The sequence below is a fragment of the Flagellimonas sp. genome (assembly GCF_965601775.1).
In the GTDB taxonomy this organism is placed as follows: Bacteria; Bacteroidota; Bacteroidia; order Flavobacteriales; family Flavobacteriaceae; genus Flagellimonas.
Genome location: NZ_OZ271837.1, coordinates 3721463 through 3736420 on the forward strand (window position 1 = coordinate 3721463; position 14958 = coordinate 3736420).

Below are 14958 nucleotides of genomic sequence, written 5' to 3' on the forward strand. Positions count from 1 at the left end.
TTATGTTGGTATTTGAATACTAATGGTTGTTCCCCTTCCTATACCTGAATCTATGTTCAATGAGCCTTTAAGTTGAGAAACCCTTGATTCAATATTATTAAGACCTATTCCTGAGGTATTTTTGTTATTACCCATTCCCATGCCATCATCTTCAACCATGAGGCTAAGATGCTTTTTGTGCTTATTCAAATAAATACTCAACTTACTGGCCTGGGCGTGTTTGATTACATTTTGAATAGCCTCTTGAACAATCCTGAATACATGAATCTCTTTGGTGGGATCAATACGGTCTTCCATATTAAAAGCATACAAATGGGCATCCAATGAGGATTTTTCCAGTTGGTCAAGGGTGGCATGAATGGCTGTAACCAATCCGAACTTGACCAATTCTCCTGGCATTAAATTATGTGATATTTGACGTACTTGATCCGCTGTTTGCACAAGAACCTGGATGGAATCTTGGATGTTTTTATTGTCTTCATCAAGATTATCGTTCACAAATTGTAGCTTATTGGTAGCCATGGCCAAAGAACCTCCAACACTATCATGAAGATCTCGCGCTATACGATGTCTCTCTGCAATCTGGGTTTCCGCTATGGTCTCAATCAATTCCTTTTGCCTACGATTTTTGAGGTACTGTAGGACAAGTACACTCCCTATCCCCAAAATTACAATAGCCCCAATGAGAAGATAGGACAATTGCCTAATTCTGGTTTCCTGTTTGTCAATTTGGGCATCACTACGCAACTTTTCCTGGGAAAGCAATAAAATATCATTTTCCTTTTTCTTTGTTTCGTACTTGATTTCAAGTTCGCTAATACTTTTAAGGTGATCTTGGCTAGTGATACTGTCTTTCCAGCTACCATATAACTTCTGGTGTTGCAATGCCAATTTAGGGCTTCCGTAGCCTTCATACACTTGAGCCAATCCCAAATGATTATCTCGTATTACATCTTTGTTGTTGAGTTTTTCCGATATAGCAAGACTCTTTTCATAGTTATCCACGGAAGCATTTAACTTACCTTGCTCCGCGTACAGACCACCAAGATTGTGCAAGGCACTGGCCATGGTCGACTCATCTCCAATTCTTCTTGAGGTTTGAAGACTTTTTTGAAAATTATGTTCGGCCAGGGATTGGTTTCCCAGTTTTTTGTAAAGTGCACCTATATTGTCAAAATTTCTTGCCATTCCTCTTTCATCCTTCAGCTTGTCCAATAGTTTATTTGACTGTTGATAGGCTTCAATCGCAGCTTTGAAATCCCCTTGATTCTTATTGATAATTCCAAGATTGCCCAATGTGAAAGCCATTCCTCTTTCAATATTGAACGCTTTACACAGCTCAAAGGATTTACCCATATATTCTTTGGCTTTGGGCCAATCTTCCATTTTGATGTATGCAATCCCAATATTATTGAACACCTTGGCCATTCCTGTTTCCATCTTATTGGCTACGCATACTTTTTCAGCTTCTCTATGGGCTTGAATGGCTTTTGCATATTCGCTCTTGTAATAATGTGCAGTTCCTTGCATGGAATACACATCCACTAGAAGTTTGGGATTAAGGTGCCCTTTTAGTTTAAGTGCTTTGTTCACATAATTAAAGACCCTATCATAGTCATTGGCAATCAATAACTGTTCAATTTGGGATACATAAATTCTTGCGGATAACGAATCGGATAAGGCCCCCTGATTTAATTCAATAGCTTTTTCCAAATGCAGTTGGGCTGAATCTGAATGCATTCGTCTCAAGCTTTTATAAAGCGCTAAATTTATATTGGCTGTATCTTCTTCGCTTTGTGATTTTGCAAGCGAATTTCTTAGACTATCTATGGTACCTTGATATTGACATTGCAAGGACTGCAACGAAAATAGCATCAGGGCCAAATTGAAATATAGGAATACTAAACGCATGGCTGGTTGCCTACTGAAAATCGCCCAAATCTAGTTACATGAACTATAAAACTTTTGCTAAACTGTATTGACTTAGGTAAGAGGCTTATAGGTGGTAGGCTATATTGTATAGATAACATATTGCCTGATACAAGAAATTCGATAATAACACCAATCCATCACTGTCCGATTACCATATTCCGTGATACCAAATAAAAAACCCCCACCAATGTGAGGGTCTGAATGTCTTGAGTGGAGAATACCGGATTCGAACCGGTGGCCTCTTGCCTGCCAGGCAAGCGCTCTAGCCAACTGAGCTAATCCCCCAAGCGAGCGCAAAGGAAATACATTTTGGGATAGTTTCAAAATTTGGGCAGGACCCTTAATCCTTTTTAACGCTTAAAATTAGTACAGGTATAGGAACGAAAAACTCCGATTTAGGAATGGTGTTCTTTTCCCATAGCTTTTTGAAAAAACCTCTCTTTCTTCTGAAGACACAAATCAAATCAGGATGCTGGTTTTGATAATACTCCAAAACTCCCAAATAGGTATTTGCATTTTCCGAAATGATAAGCTGTTTACTTAAATCCAAAAGTGCTGTATTCACCTTCAAGTCGTCTTCTGAATACCCTGGTCTTTTCACTAGTAGCAAGTTAACTTCGGACCTAAATTTATCCTTTATGGAAATCAAAGGATTCAGAACCCGATTACGCTTCAAGATACCTGATCCAAAGGCAGTCATAATATTCTTAATTGGCTTGAATTCAATTTCCTTGGGAACAATCAATGTAGGAATATTCGTTTGCTTAACGATTCTTCCCGAAGTATTGCCCAAATAAAGCTCTTCTTGGATATCGTTGCTTTTTGATGCTATAATGATTAGGTCTATTCCCAGCTCCTTATCAATATCATTCAAACCATCAACCATGTCTCCATTATACGTGGCAATTTTAATTTCCACATTTTTGGTATTGACACTAGCGATGATTTCCTTGATATGTTCTTTACTGCTTTTTGCAATTTTCTCTTCTACATTGGCAAGGCTTGCAGCAGCAGATGACACAGAAAAGACTTCCATAACAAAAACCTGTGCTCCAAAGTTAGAGGCAAAATCAATTGCGTATTGCAACGTCTTGGAAGCATCAGGGGAAGTTCCAATGGGTACCAGTATATTATTCATTGTTTGGTGGTTGTGATTATACCTTAAATTTACAACTTAATTGAACGGAATCAATGATACGACATGCAAAGTTACCTGAAATTAAGGACATTCTGAAAGTAACCCGAGCTTGTGCCCAAAAAATGGTGGACAACGGAATCTACCAGTGGAACGAACATTATCCTACAGAGCAAGCATTTCTTGATGATCTTAAAAGAGACGAACTCTATGTAAATAAGCATAACGGTCGAATCATTGGGGCTATAGTTATATCCACACATATGGATGAAGAATACATTCCCATAAAGTGGTTAACCCCAAATGGAAAGAATACTTACATTCACCGGGTTTGTATTCATCCTGAATTTCAGGGAAAGGGGTTTGCCCAGGCCATGATGGATTTTGCTGAGGACTTTTCTAGATCGAATGGTTTTGATTCGGTTCGACTGGACACTTTTTCGCAGAACAAACGAAATCAGCAGTTTTATGAGCAACGGGGTTATCAAAAATTGGGTGATATTTTCTTCCCGAAACAAAGTGAACATCCCTTTCATTGCTACGAACTAGTGTTATAACCAAATCTCATTGAGTACTCAAATCAATTTTAAATCCATCAATCAACTGGCTGTCCCGGCAACTATTTCAGGCATTGCAGAACCTTTGTTGTCCATTACCGATACGGCCATAGTAGGGAATATTCCAGTAAATGGTCTGGAGTCGTTGGCCGCTGCTGGAATAGTGGGGTCTTTTTTATCCATGCTCATTTGGGTTTTGGGACAAACGCGAAGTTCTATTTCCGCAATAATATCCCAATATTTGGGAGCCGGAAAATTGAAAGAGGTGGAAAATCTCCCTGCCCAAGCCATCTTTTTCAATGTCTCCCTTAGTGTGGTCATTTTACTATCTACTGTCTTTTTTATTGAGGATATTTTTAGATTATTTGAAGCCAAAGGAAAAATATTGGAGCTCTGTGTTTCGTACTATGCCATTCGTGTTTGGGGATTCCCTCTTACCCTGTTCACTTTTGCCATTTTTGGGATTTTTAGAGGTTTGCAAAACACCTATTATCCAATGATAATTGCGCTTATCGGAGCAGTTTTAAATGTGGTTCTGGATTTTGTCCTGGTCTACGGAATCGAAGGATGGGTTCCAGCCATGTATTTGGAAGGTGCTGCCTGGGCCAGTCTTATTTCTCAGGCTGTAATGGCCCTATTGGTTTTTATCCTACTTCTGAAAAAAACGAGCATCCGGTTGCGTTTGACCTTTCCACTTAACAAAGAGATAAATAGGTTAATAGTAATGAGTCTTAACTTATTTGTCAGGGCTTTGGCTTTGAATGCTGCGCTAATTATCGCGGTCAGGGAGGCCACAGCCTTGGGAGATAAATACATTGGAGCCCATACCATTGCTATCAACCTTTGGTTGTTTGCCGCTTTTTTTATTGACGGATATGGTGCGGCAGGAAATAGTATGGGCGGAAAACTTTTGGGTGCCAGAGACTATAATGGCCTATGGAAACTGGCCAAAAAAATCATTCAATACGGCCTGGTGGTAAGTGTAATTATTATGGTGACGGGCTTTGTTTTTTATTATTCCATTGGGAGGTTGTTCTCCAACGAAATGGTGGTTTTGGAAACTTTTTATAGCATTTTCTTTATCATGATTCTTGGCTTGCCCATGAATACCTTAGCCTTTGTTTATGATGGTCTTTTTAAGGGTCTTGGTGAGATGAAATATCTTAGAAACGTACTACTGTCAGCAACCTTTTTGGGTTTTATTCCCGCTTTATATCTAGGTAAGGCTTTGGGGTGGGGTTTTTATGCTATCTGGATTGCATTTGCCGTATGGATGGCCATTCGAGGGTTTTCCTTGGTTTGGAAATTCAGGAGAAAATTCAGGCCCTTGGTACAAAACCCGTAATTTTGTCTTGGTATTGATGTCTGATGTCTGATGTCTGATGTCTGATGTCTGATGTCTGATGTCTGATGTCTGATGTCTGATGTCTGATGTCTGATGTCTGATAATTGATAATGAAAAATTAAAGATGCCAACAAATAGAATCAACGGAAACTTATATACTTCCATTCAAAATAAGGTGGCCACAATAGAATTTGGGCATCCTGCTAGCAATTCTTTTACCTCGGAACTTCTTGCGCGTTTAACCGAAGAGCTGTATGCTTTGGGCGACAATAAAGAAGTATCGGTAATTGTCTTGAAGTCAGAAGGTGAGCGTGCCTTTTGTGCAGGAGCTTCTTTTGATGAATTGGTCGCTATCTCTAATTTGGAAGAAGGCAAAGCCTTTTTTAGTGGTTTCGCCAATGTAATCAACGCCATGCGTGGCTGCGGAAAAATTATCATTGGAAGAATCCAAGGTAAGACCGTCGGCGGAGGAGTTGGCTTAGCTTCAGCATGTGACTATGTGTATGCCACTGTAGCTGCTTCGGTAAAACTTTCTGAGATTTCCATAGGAATTGGCCCATTTGTAATCGCACCAGCTGTGGAGCGCAAAATTCAAAAATCAGGATTAGCGGAACTTTCGCTATATCCCACAGAATGGAAAAATGCCTACTGGGCCAAAGAAAAAGGACTTTTTTCCAAAGTTTTTGATTCTATTGCTGAAATGGACAAAGAACTGGATATACATATCTCCAAATTGGCCTCTTACAATCCAGAAGCTCTAGCTGAAATGAAGCGGGTGCTTTGGGAAGGTACTGAACATTGGGATACGCTTCTATTGGAAAGAGCCGCTGCCTCAGGTAAGCTTTCACTTTCCCCAGAGACCAAGCAAACGCTGGATAAATTCAAAAAGTAATCATGGACATTCTTAATTTTCTAAATAGCGATATTGTATTTCCCATAGCGGCATTCTTGGTGATTGTGGTGTATCTCGTTACCCGAGTCCGAAATCGTAGACGGTTTAAAAGGTGACTTCGTATCTTTAAATCCAAATGAAAAAACTGAACCTTCCAAAAGGCAAAAAAATCTACTTTGCTAGTGACAATCACTTAGGTGCACCTACATCAAAGGATAGCCTGCCTCGTGAGAAGAAGTTTGTCGCTTGGTTGGATAGTATCAAAGAAGATGCCGGTATCATTTTTCTTTTAGGGGATCTTTTTGATTTTTGGTTCGAATACAAAACTGTAGTTCCCAAAGGATTCACACGTACTTTGGGAAAGTTAGCAGAGCTTACTGATGCTGGAATTCCTATTTTCTATTTTGTAGGTAACCACGACCTCTGGATGAATGGCTATTTTGAAGAAGAATTGAATATTCCTGTGTATCATAAACCTCAGCAATATTTGGTCAACGATACCACTTCTTTTTTTATCGGTCATGGTGACGGTTTAGGTCCGGATGATAAAGGATTCAAACGCATGAAAAAAGTGTTTACCAATCCGGTGGCGCAATGGCTCTTTAGATGGTTGCATCCCGATTGGGGAGTTCGTTTGGCACAACATTTATCCATAAACAACAGAATTATTTCTGGAGAAGCCGATGCCCAATTTTTGGGAGAGGACAAGGAATGGCTGGTTCAATATGCCAAACGAAAATTGGAACAACAACACTATGACCATTTCATTTTTGGGCATAGACATCTTCCTTTGGAAATTCAACTGAATGAGAAATCCAGGTATACTAACCTTGGGGATTGGATAAGCTATTTTACCTATGCAGTTTTTGATGGAGAGAAATTGACTTTGGAAAAATTTGAGAATTCGTCACCCTAGCGTCGGTTCGAGTATTTCCGCAGTGCTTGCATGTAGGAAATGTATCGAGAACCAATTCAGAAATGAAATTCACAAAGAGGGCTACTTCTCGATACAATTTTGATTTCATCAAAATCACTCGAAGTGACTTGGTTTCTTTACTCATTCTCCTGCTCCTCAACATCAGCTGTTAAATCCAGCTTTCTGAACTTGGGGAAAAAGGCGGCCATACCCCCAACGGTCAATAGGGTCATACAACCACCAAAAACCACTGCGGGAACTGTTCCGAGAATTTTGGCAGCGAGACCACTTTCAAAAGCCCCTAGTTCGTTGGAAGAACCCACAAAGATGGAATTCACTGAGGCAACACGACCTCTCATATTATCAGGAGTTTTCAATTGAAGAATGGTCTGACGGATAATCATTGAAACCCCATCAACAGCCCCACTCAAGAACAAGGCGGCCACGGAAATCCAGAATATCTTGGACACCCCGAAGATAATGATGCAGATTCCAAAGCCAAACACGGCCCATAAGAGTTTTTTGCCTGCTTTTTTGTGAAGCGGAAATCTAGTAGAACCCAACATGGTAATCGATGCTCCTACCGCAGGAGCGGCTCGCAATATGCCAAATCCTTCAGAACCAACATTGAGTATATCTTGTGCATAAATGGGCAATAATGCTACCGCACCTCCGAACAGAACGGCAATCATATCCAAGGTCAGCGCGCCGAAAATAGCTTTGCTATTGAAAACAAATTTCAATCCATCTTTTAAACTCTGTAAAATGGGCTCTCCAATTTTTGGGTTGAGAATGGGTTTTCTGGGAATTCGAAACAAAAACAAAAGAGCCATCAATGAGAATCCGAAAATGACGCACATAGACCAATGAACTCCAATCCAGCTAATGGAAAATCCAGCTAAAGCTGGCCCCAGAACTGAGGCCAATTGCCAAGTGGAACTACTCCAAGTAGCGGCATTAGGATAAATCTTTTTGGGTACAATCAACGCAATCAAAGAGAAAATGGTTGGACCGATAAACGCCCTTACCAACCCCCCTAAAAATACCAAAGCATAAATGGAGTAGAGAATGGTCTTGGAGGACATCGATTCTTCCAAATCTGGGTCACTCAGAAAAAAAAGTCCCAAACTAACCACCGAAAAACCTAGAATACACTTCACAAGCAAATCGCGCTTTTCTGTTTGGTCCACCACATGACCTGCAAAAAGGGCTGTTCCCACTGCGGGAATTACTTCCATTAAACCAATAATTCCCAAAGAAAGAGGGTCTTTGGTCAAGGAATAGACCTGCCACTCAATCACAATAAACTGCATGGACCAAGCAAAGACCATGGCGAAACGAACCAATAAAAAAATGTTGAATTCTTTATATCGAAGTGCAGCGTATGGATCCATTAAAGCTATCGAATGTCCCTGAGTTTCAACTGCAAGCTAACATTTCCATTCCATTCATTCTCATCCAAAGAGAAAACAATATCAAAAGGCTTGTTATTTGTGATTTTATCCTTGCAATTTCCTAGGTTAAACCCGATAGCAGAAATAGGTGATGAACCGTCTTGTTTTACTGAGACTTTAAGATGCTTCTCTTCTTCTCCTACACACCTTCCATAACCGGTATCTGTCACTTTGGAAGTCATGAACACAGGGGTCATATTGCCCGGTCCAAAAGGGGCAAATTGTTTTAAAATTCGGTAGAGTTTAGGAGTAATCTGATTCAATTCAATTTCCGTGTCCACAGAAACTTCAGGTACCAAAAGTGTGGTATCTATGGTAGACGAAACCACGGACTCGAATTGCTGCTTGAATTTTTCATATTGCCCTTCCATCAACGTCAACCCTGCTGCATATTTATGTCCTCCAAACTGTTCCAGATGTTCGGAACAGGCATCTAAGGCGTTGTAGACATCAAAGCCTTTTACGGAACGGGCCGAAGCTGCCAGTTTATCCCCACTTTTGGTAAAAACCAGAGTAGGCCGATAATAGGTTTCGGTTAATCGGGATGCCACAATACCTATCACCCCTTTATGCCAATTTTCATCATACACTACTGAGGTGAATCTATCTTCTTCAGCGTTTTCCTTTATTTGAAGCAAAGCTTCTGCGGTAATTTCCTGATCTAACTGTCTTCGGTCCGAATTGAACTGTTCAATTTCCCCAGCCCATTTTTGGGCAGCTTCCAAATCTTCCTCCACCAATAGTTGGACAGCATGTCCTCCATGTTTCATACGACCCGCAGCATTAATTCGAGGTGCAATCACAAAAACCACGTCCGAAATACTGAACTCTTTCTTTTTCAGCTGACCAATGATAGCCTTAATTCCAGTTCTTGGAGCAGAATTAATAACCTGTAATCCATGATATGCCAAAACTCGATTTTCCCCTGTCATCGGCACAATATCCGCAGCAATGGCGGTGGCCACCAAATCCAAATAAGGCACTAAATCTTCAATGGTTTCCCCCCTCCTTTCAGCTAATGCTTGAATCAGTTTAAAACCCACTCCACAACCGCACAACTCTTTATAAGGATACTCACAATCCTCTCGTTTTGGGTCCAAAACAGCCACAGCCTCAGGGAGCGTTTCTCCGGGGCGGTGATGGTCACAGATAATAAAGTCTATTCCTTTTTCATTTGCATATTTCACTTTGTCAATAGCCTTTACTCCACAGTCGAGGGCAATAATCAACGTAAAATCGTTATCCGAAGCAAAGTCAATCCCTTGAAAAGAAACTCCATAACCTTCTGTGTATCGGTCAGGGATATAGGTGGCCACATTTGGGTAGGTTTCTTTAAGAAAAGAGGACAACAAAGCCACAGAGGTAGTGCCGTCCACATCATAATCGCCATATACTAAAATACTTTCCCCAGCTTCCATAGCTTTTTCAATACTTTCTACAGCTTTGTCCATATCCTTCATGAGAAACGGAGAATGGATGTCCTCCAGACTAGGTCTAAAGAACCTTTTGGCTTCTTCATAGTTGGTAACACCCCTTTGCAGCAACAAATGAGCAATCAACTTATCCACTTTAAGAGATTCGGAAAGGGACTTAACTTCTTGAGGTGTGGGGTTTGGTTTTAGGGTCCAGCGCATAGTTAATTTTGATTTGGGTAAGCGTCAGTTCGAGTATTTCCGTAGTGTATTGCACCAAGGAAATGTATCGAGAACACCTTATTGAAATTTCTTTTTTGAAAGATTGGGTAATGCTTCATAGGTCTTATTGATCAAAGCTTCTTTTTTTACTCTTGACCACTTCTTGATTTGTTTCTCCTTTTTTGTCGCTAAACTAATGTCGGTAAATTCAGCACAATAAACCAAGACTACCGGCCTTCTGAAAAAAGTATAGCCTTCTTGATGTTTCCCATCTTGATGTTCTTGTATTCGTTTCTCAAGGTTAGAGGTTACTCCCGTGTAGTAGGTTCCATCAGAACATCTCAGCATATAGACATAAGATTTTTTCATACTAAAGTGTAAACACTTCTCGATACAATTCTGACTTTGTCAGAACCACTCGAAGTGACATTAACTTATGTAAGGCTGAAAAGTATTTATAAATGTAAGGTATTTCTTGAACTTGTGCTTGAGCTTTAAACCTCAACCTCTTTATGATGAAAAAAGGTCTTGATTTCCAACTCCGCAAATTTTCTGAACATTTCCATTACCCCACAGTATTTTTCAACAGATAGGTCGACTGCTTTCTGGAGTTTGCCTTCATTCAAATTGCTTCCATGAAAGTGATATTCGATGACCACAGAATCATAATATTTGGGATGCTCGTCTGTTAGATTGGCGATGGTCTCCATCTGAAAATCATCCACATCCAGTTTCATTTTTTTAATGAGTGAGGCCACATCCAAGCCAGAACAGCCTGCCAAGGAAGACAGCATCAACGCTTTGGGACGTAGGCCTTCCCCTGCCCCTCCATTTTCTGGACCAGCATCAATGGTTAAGGAAAGCCCCGAAGGATTGTTGCTTTCAAAGGCCATTTCGCCAAGCCACTTGGTGGTAATATGATTTGTCATGATAGTAAATTTTCGTTTCTTGTAACCTTCAAAAATACGATTAAAAACTGCACTTATGGCCCTTGTACAACCTTTGGACCCGAATCATGATCCAGATACCAAAAAACTAGCTGAGTTCTTTAATGAGACTTTAGGCTTTTGCCCTAATTCCGTGCTCACCATGCAGCACAGACCTGCTATCTCCAAAGCCTTTATTAACTTGAACAAGGCGGTTATGGCCAATGAGGGAAGGGTGACTTCAGCTCTAAAACGTATGATTGCGTGGGTAAGCAGCAATGCCACTGGGTGTCGCTATTGTCAAGCCCATGCCATTCGGGCGGCAGAACGCTACGGTGCAGAACAAGAACAATTGGACAACATTTGGGAGTACAGAACCCACCCTGCTTTTTCTGAAGCCGAACGTGCGGCACTCGATTTTTCATTGGCAGCCTCCCAAGTGCCCAATGCAGTAAATGCCGAAATAAAAGAACGACTTTACCAACACTGGAACGAAGGTGAAATTGTGGAAATGCTTGGGGTTATCTCCTTGTTCGGATACCTCAACCGTTGGAACGATTCCATGGGGACTTCCATAGAAGATGGAGCGGTGGAAAGTGCCGAACAGTATTTGGGCAAAACAGGCTGGGAAAAAGGGAAGCATGATGGATCGGTTTACTAGATAATTGGACCGCTTTGCTTTTGGATTTTTGGAGAACGTCAGTTCGAGTGTTTCCAGAGTGCTTTGCACGAAGGAAATGTATCGAGAACTGCTTTTTGACATAAATTTCACGAATTGACACCAATAGCTGATTACTGATTACTGATTACTGATTACTGAAAATACGATTTCTTGACCTGTATCAAGTTTTAAATCATTATCCTGACTGAACTTTGCTGTAATCAAAAAACGAACAGTTATGGCAAGCTTAATCTTAACTCCCGAAAATCAAATTCAGCGATTGAATGGTATCCTCACCAAGGTAGAATCTATTTCAAAACTAGATATAGAAGAACTTATCACCGCTCCCAGACCAAAATCATGGAATGTAGTAGAGGTAATTGAACACCTCAACATGGCGTACCGCATCTATGTACCCAAAGTTGAAAATGCCCTTTCCGAATCTCCGGATGTACAAAAAGAAACGGAAGGGTTTAAAGCACGTGGGTGGCAAAAGTTTGTGATTCAAGGGCAGCTATCAAAAGATGGTAAGCGCAAAATGAAAATGAAGACCCTAAAGCGCTTCACTCCCATATTTAACACTACTGACCTGACCCAAGAAAAAATTGACGCTGTTTTTGCTGACTTTTTTGAGCTAAACAATCATCTAAAGCAAGCCATTTTGAGTAGTCGCAGTAAAGATGTATCGAAGAAAAAGTTTTCCTCGGCCATTGGGCCCATTGTGAATTTTTATTTACCCGAAGCTTTTGAGTTTTTGCTTTGCCATATGGAACGCCACATGGTGCAGATTGATGAGATTTTGGGATAACCCACATTCTGCTAAAAAGGTTCCAATTGATGCCCAGTTTATTCCACTAATTTCTTCCAAAACACGATTTTGTCATCCCCCTTTTCATAAAATTCTGGGATTACCGCCTGTTGAACGTAATTACATTTGATGTAAAACTCCCTGGTCATTTCAAACTCTGGTTTTCCTGAGGTTTCTACAATTAAAATTCGATTGTGGTCTTGTCTTAGCTTATTTTCAATATACGCCATCATCTGCTTTCCAATGCCATTCCCTTGTTGGTCTTTGTGAACGGCAATTGCGTATAGGTTATACGTTCCTTCGGTCAATCTTTCTGGGGCGCAATAGCCAATTGAAATTGGTTTACCCTCGTCCGTTGCAGTAAACCAAATGTCTGCAGATTGTTCGTTATTCAAATAGTCACGTATCATATCGTCAAGCAACTCCGAAGGGAACAATTCACTTGAATCCAGCACTAGCTTTAGTTCTGGGATATCCTTTTTAAGCACTTTTCGAATTTGCCTGCTCATCATTCTTTGTTTTGATGGCAAAATTATGGTGCTAAGAAAGGCTACGCTTGTAAGGTTCTGCTATTATACGCACGTGAAGGACTTACTCCCAATACATTTTTGAAAGAATTGCTTAGGTGTGCTTGGTCAAAAAAACCGCTTTCTAAGGAAACGCTTGTTAGGCTGTCGGGTTCCTCTAAATACAAATTAATTGCCTGCTTTAACTTGTTCCAAACCAGGTATTTTTTAATTGAAACGCCAATATGCTCTTTAAAAAGATGGGAAAGTCTACTCTCGGATAAAAACGCTTTTGAGGTCAAATGGGATAGAAGGTTTTTGTATTCAAGCTCGTTTTGTTCAATAAATTTGATGCAGTCTGCAACTCGCTTATCAACAGGCGTTTTTAAATCGGTAGTTCTTGCAAACTCAATAACCTCTTCCATCAATTCATTTTTGATATAGAAATTAGCCCGTGAGAATGCTCCGTTCTCAAATCTTATCGCCTTACTTTCAAAAAAAAGGAACAATAATGGATTATGACTTTCTACCATCAATATTCTCAACTGACCATTCTTAGAAACAACCTTATGCTCAATGTTAGAATCAATGATTGCAAAAACCAAATTCTTTTCAGAATGTCCATTTACTTCCAATGAAAAAGTTCCGTGTTTAGCGTTAATAATTTCAACAACAGGGTGTGAATGGTTTTCGGTATTCAAGTCATTGAATTCGAAGTGATATATCCCTTTTTCTATGTCAAAATCAAAAATTTTCATCCAAAGATTTGGTATTGAAGTTACACCTTTACAAGGTAAGATTAAAGAAAATCCATGGTCCTATCGAAATTCTTTATGGTCTACAAAAACAATCACAGCTGCTTTAAAAAGTTATCCGAAGCATAGTTTCCGATTTTGGCACCTAGTTTATTCCCTTCTTCGGAATCATATCGAAAATGAATGCCGAGATAGACCCGGGACATGGATGCTTCCAAGCCCGCTTCGGAGAAGCTATTGAAGTTTCGTGTGGGTGGGTCCATCTTCATATGCCCTGAAAAAAAGCCTGCACTGTCCACTTCTTTTTGAACCATTGTAAATTTATAATCATCCCCTTTTCCAAAAGTGTTGGCCAAAACCGTCATGGCAGCTGTGCTTGCCGTTCCATGTGCTGATGGATATGAAGGAAAGGGGTAGGTATATTTATGTAAATTGTTCCATTCCGCATCTGGTTCGGTACTTTCATTTCCATCATGGGCTGCCCAACGAATTGCCGTATATGGTCGCCAATGGTTATAATGGAATTTATTGTAGAATACATTCACGTATCCGTCGAATATGACCATATTCATCAGTGCAAAACTGCGAGTAGCATCCCAAAGGTTTGGGTTTTCTTTTTTTATCAGGTCGCGGAGTAGATTGTTGTGCGAGCTTTCCCCAAATTCCTTCCACCACATGGCCAGATGGGCTTGATCCTCCGTTCTGGTTTTACTGTCAAACCTACCGACTTCTTTCACCTCATTGAAGGCTTTAGTGTACGCCTCACTGTTGATTTCCGGCGGTGGAGGGGCTTTAAAATGGTCATAATTTGGCAACAAAAACGGTTTGATTACGGCAAGACCCGCCCCAAAAACAAATCCTTCCGGAGTGCCACTATGTTCATTGAATTCGGCGTAAACCCCAGGTGCCATGGGATGAAATGTATAATCAGCTTCGCCATTCCATTTATCACCGTCCCTTTTTTTCAGGATGGCTTCAGCAGCAGCCTCACCCAATGTTTTGCCCTTGGCCTTGCTTTCTGAATCTTCAAGATTGGAAAGCTGTTTATCCAGAATCTTTTTGAAGCTTTCCTGCTTATCGGGATATTGATTTATGGCCACCGAATAGGCCGCATAAGCAGCGGCAGTAATGGGGTCTGCATCCGGCGCTTCGGTATGGTATGCGTAATATTCATATTTGGGCACAATACTATTCAATGCGTCGTGCATGGCCACATGCATCATAGAAGCCGAACGCACCCCTTTCATGGTTAGCAAATTGTCTTCAGCAATTGCTGTTTCGATAATCAGTTGATTAAAGTCTGATGCCAAGCTGGCATTGTAATCTTCAATACGTATATCTTGAGAGGTACAGCTTTGAAACGCAAACAGTACCATCAAAACCATTAGGATAAGCCTTATGAACTTCATGATTAGATATTTTTAATGTTTACGGCAA

General features: G+C 40.5%; 15 protein-coding genes and 1 tRNA gene. 6 read left to right on the forward strand and 10 right to left on the reverse strand.

Going from position 1 to position 14958, the window contains the following annotated elements; all coding sequences use genetic code 11:
- The 3 genes from ACSLUF_RS17185 to ACSLUF_RS17195 all read right to left on the reverse strand — a co-directional run bounded on the left by ACSLUF_RS17185 (window position 1) and on the right by ACSLUF_RS17195 (window position 3070).
- Window positions 1-1911 (reverse strand): tetratricopeptide repeat-containing sensor histidine kinase, encoded by a 1911-nt coding sequence (locus ACSLUF_RS17185; protein ID WP_435623896.1) that lies wholly within the window; start codon window positions 1909-1911, stop codon window positions 1-3.
- A gap of 232 nt (window positions 1912-2143) precedes the next feature.
- Window positions 2144-2217 (reverse strand) — tRNA-Ala (locus ACSLUF_RS17190).
- A gap of 55 nt (window positions 2218-2272) precedes the next feature.
- Window positions 2273-3070: a universal stress protein gene (locus tag ACSLUF_RS17195; protein ID WP_435623897.1), complete on the reverse strand. Its 798-nt coding sequence runs from the start codon at window positions 3068-3070 to the stop codon at window positions 2273-2275.
- A gap of 53 nt (window positions 3071-3123) precedes the next feature.
- Between ACSLUF_RS17195 and ACSLUF_RS17200 the strand changes: the two genes are divergently transcribed.
- The 4 genes from ACSLUF_RS17200 to ACSLUF_RS17215 all read left to right on the forward strand — a co-directional run bounded on the left by ACSLUF_RS17200 (window position 3124) and on the right by ACSLUF_RS17215 (window position 6777).
- Window positions 3124-3624, forward strand: a complete 501-nt coding sequence (locus tag ACSLUF_RS17200) for a GNAT family N-acetyltransferase (protein WP_435623898.1) — start codon at window positions 3124-3126, stop codon at window positions 3622-3624.
- Between the two features lie 10 nt (window positions 3625-3634).
- The gene (locus tag ACSLUF_RS17205) at window positions 3635-4969 is read left to right on the forward strand and encodes an MATE family efflux transporter (protein WP_435623899.1); all 1335 of its coding nucleotides are present in this window, start codon (window positions 3635-3637) and stop codon (window positions 4967-4969) included.
- 124 nt (window positions 4970-5093) lie between these two features.
- Window positions 5094-5861 carry an enoyl-CoA hydratase/isomerase family protein gene (locus ACSLUF_RS17210; RefSeq protein WP_435623900.1) on the forward strand — a complete coding sequence of 256 codons (768 nt, stop codon included), beginning with the start codon at window positions 5094-5096 and terminating at the stop codon, window positions 5859-5861.
- A 136-nt stretch (window positions 5862-5997) separates the two neighbouring features.
- Complete coding sequence (locus ACSLUF_RS17215) at window positions 5998-6777, forward strand: UDP-2,3-diacylglucosamine diphosphatase (RefSeq protein ID WP_435623901.1); 780 nt, start codon at window positions 5998-6000, stop codon at window positions 6775-6777.
- A gap of 137 nt (window positions 6778-6914) precedes the next feature.
- On the opposite strand, the gene ACSLUF_RS17220 is transcribed toward ACSLUF_RS17215, so the two are convergent.
- From ACSLUF_RS17220 to ACSLUF_RS17235, 4 genes are all read right to left on the reverse strand, one after another.
- Window positions 6915-8171, reverse strand: a complete 1257-nt coding sequence (locus ACSLUF_RS17220) for an MFS transporter (protein ID WP_435623902.1) — start codon at window positions 8169-8171, stop codon at window positions 6915-6917.
- 5 nt (window positions 8172-8176) lie between these two features.
- Window positions 8177-9865: a single-stranded-DNA-specific exonuclease RecJ gene (gene recJ, locus ACSLUF_RS17225; protein ID WP_435623903.1), complete on the reverse strand. Its 1689-nt coding sequence runs from the start codon at window positions 9863-9865 to the stop codon at window positions 8177-8179.
- A gap of 78 nt (window positions 9866-9943) precedes the next feature.
- On the reverse strand, window positions 9944-10234 hold the full coding sequence (locus ACSLUF_RS17230) for a GIY-YIG nuclease family protein (protein WP_435623904.1): 291 nt from the start codon (window positions 10232-10234) through the stop codon (window positions 9944-9946).
- A gap of 125 nt (window positions 10235-10359) precedes the next feature.
- Window positions 10360-10794: an OsmC family protein gene (locus tag ACSLUF_RS17235; RefSeq protein ID WP_435623905.1), complete on the reverse strand. Its 435-nt coding sequence runs from the start codon at window positions 10792-10794 to the stop codon at window positions 10360-10362.
- 55 nt (window positions 10795-10849) lie between these two features.
- Between ACSLUF_RS17235 and ACSLUF_RS17240 the strand changes: the two genes are divergently transcribed.
- Together ACSLUF_RS17240 and ACSLUF_RS17245 are read left to right on the forward strand one after the other, a co-directional pair.
- On the forward strand, window positions 10850-11452 hold the full coding sequence (locus tag ACSLUF_RS17240; protein ID WP_435623906.1) for a carboxymuconolactone decarboxylase family protein: 603 nt from the start codon (window positions 10850-10852) through the stop codon (window positions 11450-11452).
- A gap of 238 nt (window positions 11453-11690) precedes the next feature.
- The gene (locus tag ACSLUF_RS17245) at window positions 11691-12260 is read left to right on the forward strand and encodes a hypothetical protein (RefSeq protein WP_435623907.1); all 570 of its coding nucleotides are present in this window, start codon (window positions 11691-11693) and stop codon (window positions 12258-12260) included.
- A 38-nt stretch (window positions 12261-12298) separates the two neighbouring features.
- On the opposite strand, the gene ACSLUF_RS17250 is transcribed toward ACSLUF_RS17245, so the two are convergent.
- The 3 genes from ACSLUF_RS17250 to ACSLUF_RS17260 all read right to left on the reverse strand — a co-directional run bounded on the left by ACSLUF_RS17250 (window position 12299) and on the right by ACSLUF_RS17260 (window position 14930).
- A complete protein-coding gene (locus ACSLUF_RS17250) occupies window positions 12299-12772 on the reverse strand; it encodes a GNAT family N-acetyltransferase (protein WP_435623908.1) in 474 nt (157 codons plus the stop codon).
- 38 nt (window positions 12773-12810) lie between these two features.
- Entirely contained in the window at window positions 12811-13524 is a 714-nt protein-coding gene (locus tag ACSLUF_RS17255) for a helix-turn-helix domain-containing protein (protein ID WP_435623909.1), read from the reverse strand.
- A gap of 92 nt (window positions 13525-13616) precedes the next feature.
- A complete protein-coding gene (locus tag ACSLUF_RS17260) occupies window positions 13617-14930 on the reverse strand; it encodes a vanadium-dependent haloperoxidase (protein WP_435623910.1) in 1314 nt (437 codons plus the stop codon).
- Window positions 14931-14958: the final 28 nt, after the last annotated feature.

Coding starts and splice junctions, on each gene's coding strand:
- ACSLUF_RS17195 (WP_435623897.1), bottom strand. CDS start 3,070: ATGAATAATATACTGGTACCCATTGGAACTTCCCCTGATGCTTCCAAG.
- ACSLUF_RS17185 (WP_435623896.1), bottom strand. CDS start 1,911: ATGCGTTTAGTATTCCTATATTTCAATTTGGCCCTGATGCTATTTTCG.
- ACSLUF_RS17200 (WP_435623898.1), top strand. CDS start 3,124: ATGATACGACATGCAAAGTTACCTGAAATTAAGGACATTCTGAAAGTA.
- ACSLUF_RS17255 (WP_435623909.1), bottom strand. CDS start 13,524: ATGAAAATTTTTGATTTTGACATAGAAAAAGGGATATATCACTTCGAA.
- recJ (WP_435623903.1), bottom strand. CDS start 9,865: ATGCGCTGGACCCTAAAACCAAACCCCACACCTCAAGAAGTTAAGTCC.
- ACSLUF_RS17235 (WP_435623905.1), bottom strand. CDS start 10,794: ATGACAAATCATATTACCACCAAGTGGCTTGGCGAAATGGCCTTTGAA.
- ACSLUF_RS17240 (WP_435623906.1), top strand. CDS start 10,850: ATGGCCCTTGTACAACCTTTGGACCCGAATCATGATCCAGATACCAAA.
- ACSLUF_RS17250 (WP_435623908.1), bottom strand. CDS start 12,772: ATGATGAGCAGGCAAATTCGAAAAGTGCTTAAAAAGGATATCCCAGAA.
- ACSLUF_RS17245 (WP_435623907.1), top strand. CDS start 11,691: ATGGCAAGCTTAATCTTAACTCCCGAAAATCAAATTCAGCGATTGAAT.
- ACSLUF_RS17220 (WP_435623902.1), bottom strand. CDS start 8,171: ATGGATCCATACGCTGCACTTCGATATAAAGAATTCAACATTTTTTTA.
- ACSLUF_RS17215 (WP_435623901.1), top strand. CDS start 5,998: ATGAAAAAACTGAACCTTCCAAAAGGCAAAAAAATCTACTTTGCTAGT.
- ACSLUF_RS17210 (WP_435623900.1), top strand. CDS start 5,094: ATGCCAACAAATAGAATCAACGGAAACTTATATACTTCCATTCAAAAT.
- ACSLUF_RS17230 (WP_435623904.1), bottom strand. CDS start 10,234: ATGAAAAAATCTTATGTCTATATGCTGAGATGTTCTGATGGAACCTAC.
- ACSLUF_RS17260 (WP_435623910.1), bottom strand. CDS start 14,930: ATGAAGTTCATAAGGCTTATCCTAATGGTTTTGATGGTACTGTTTGCG.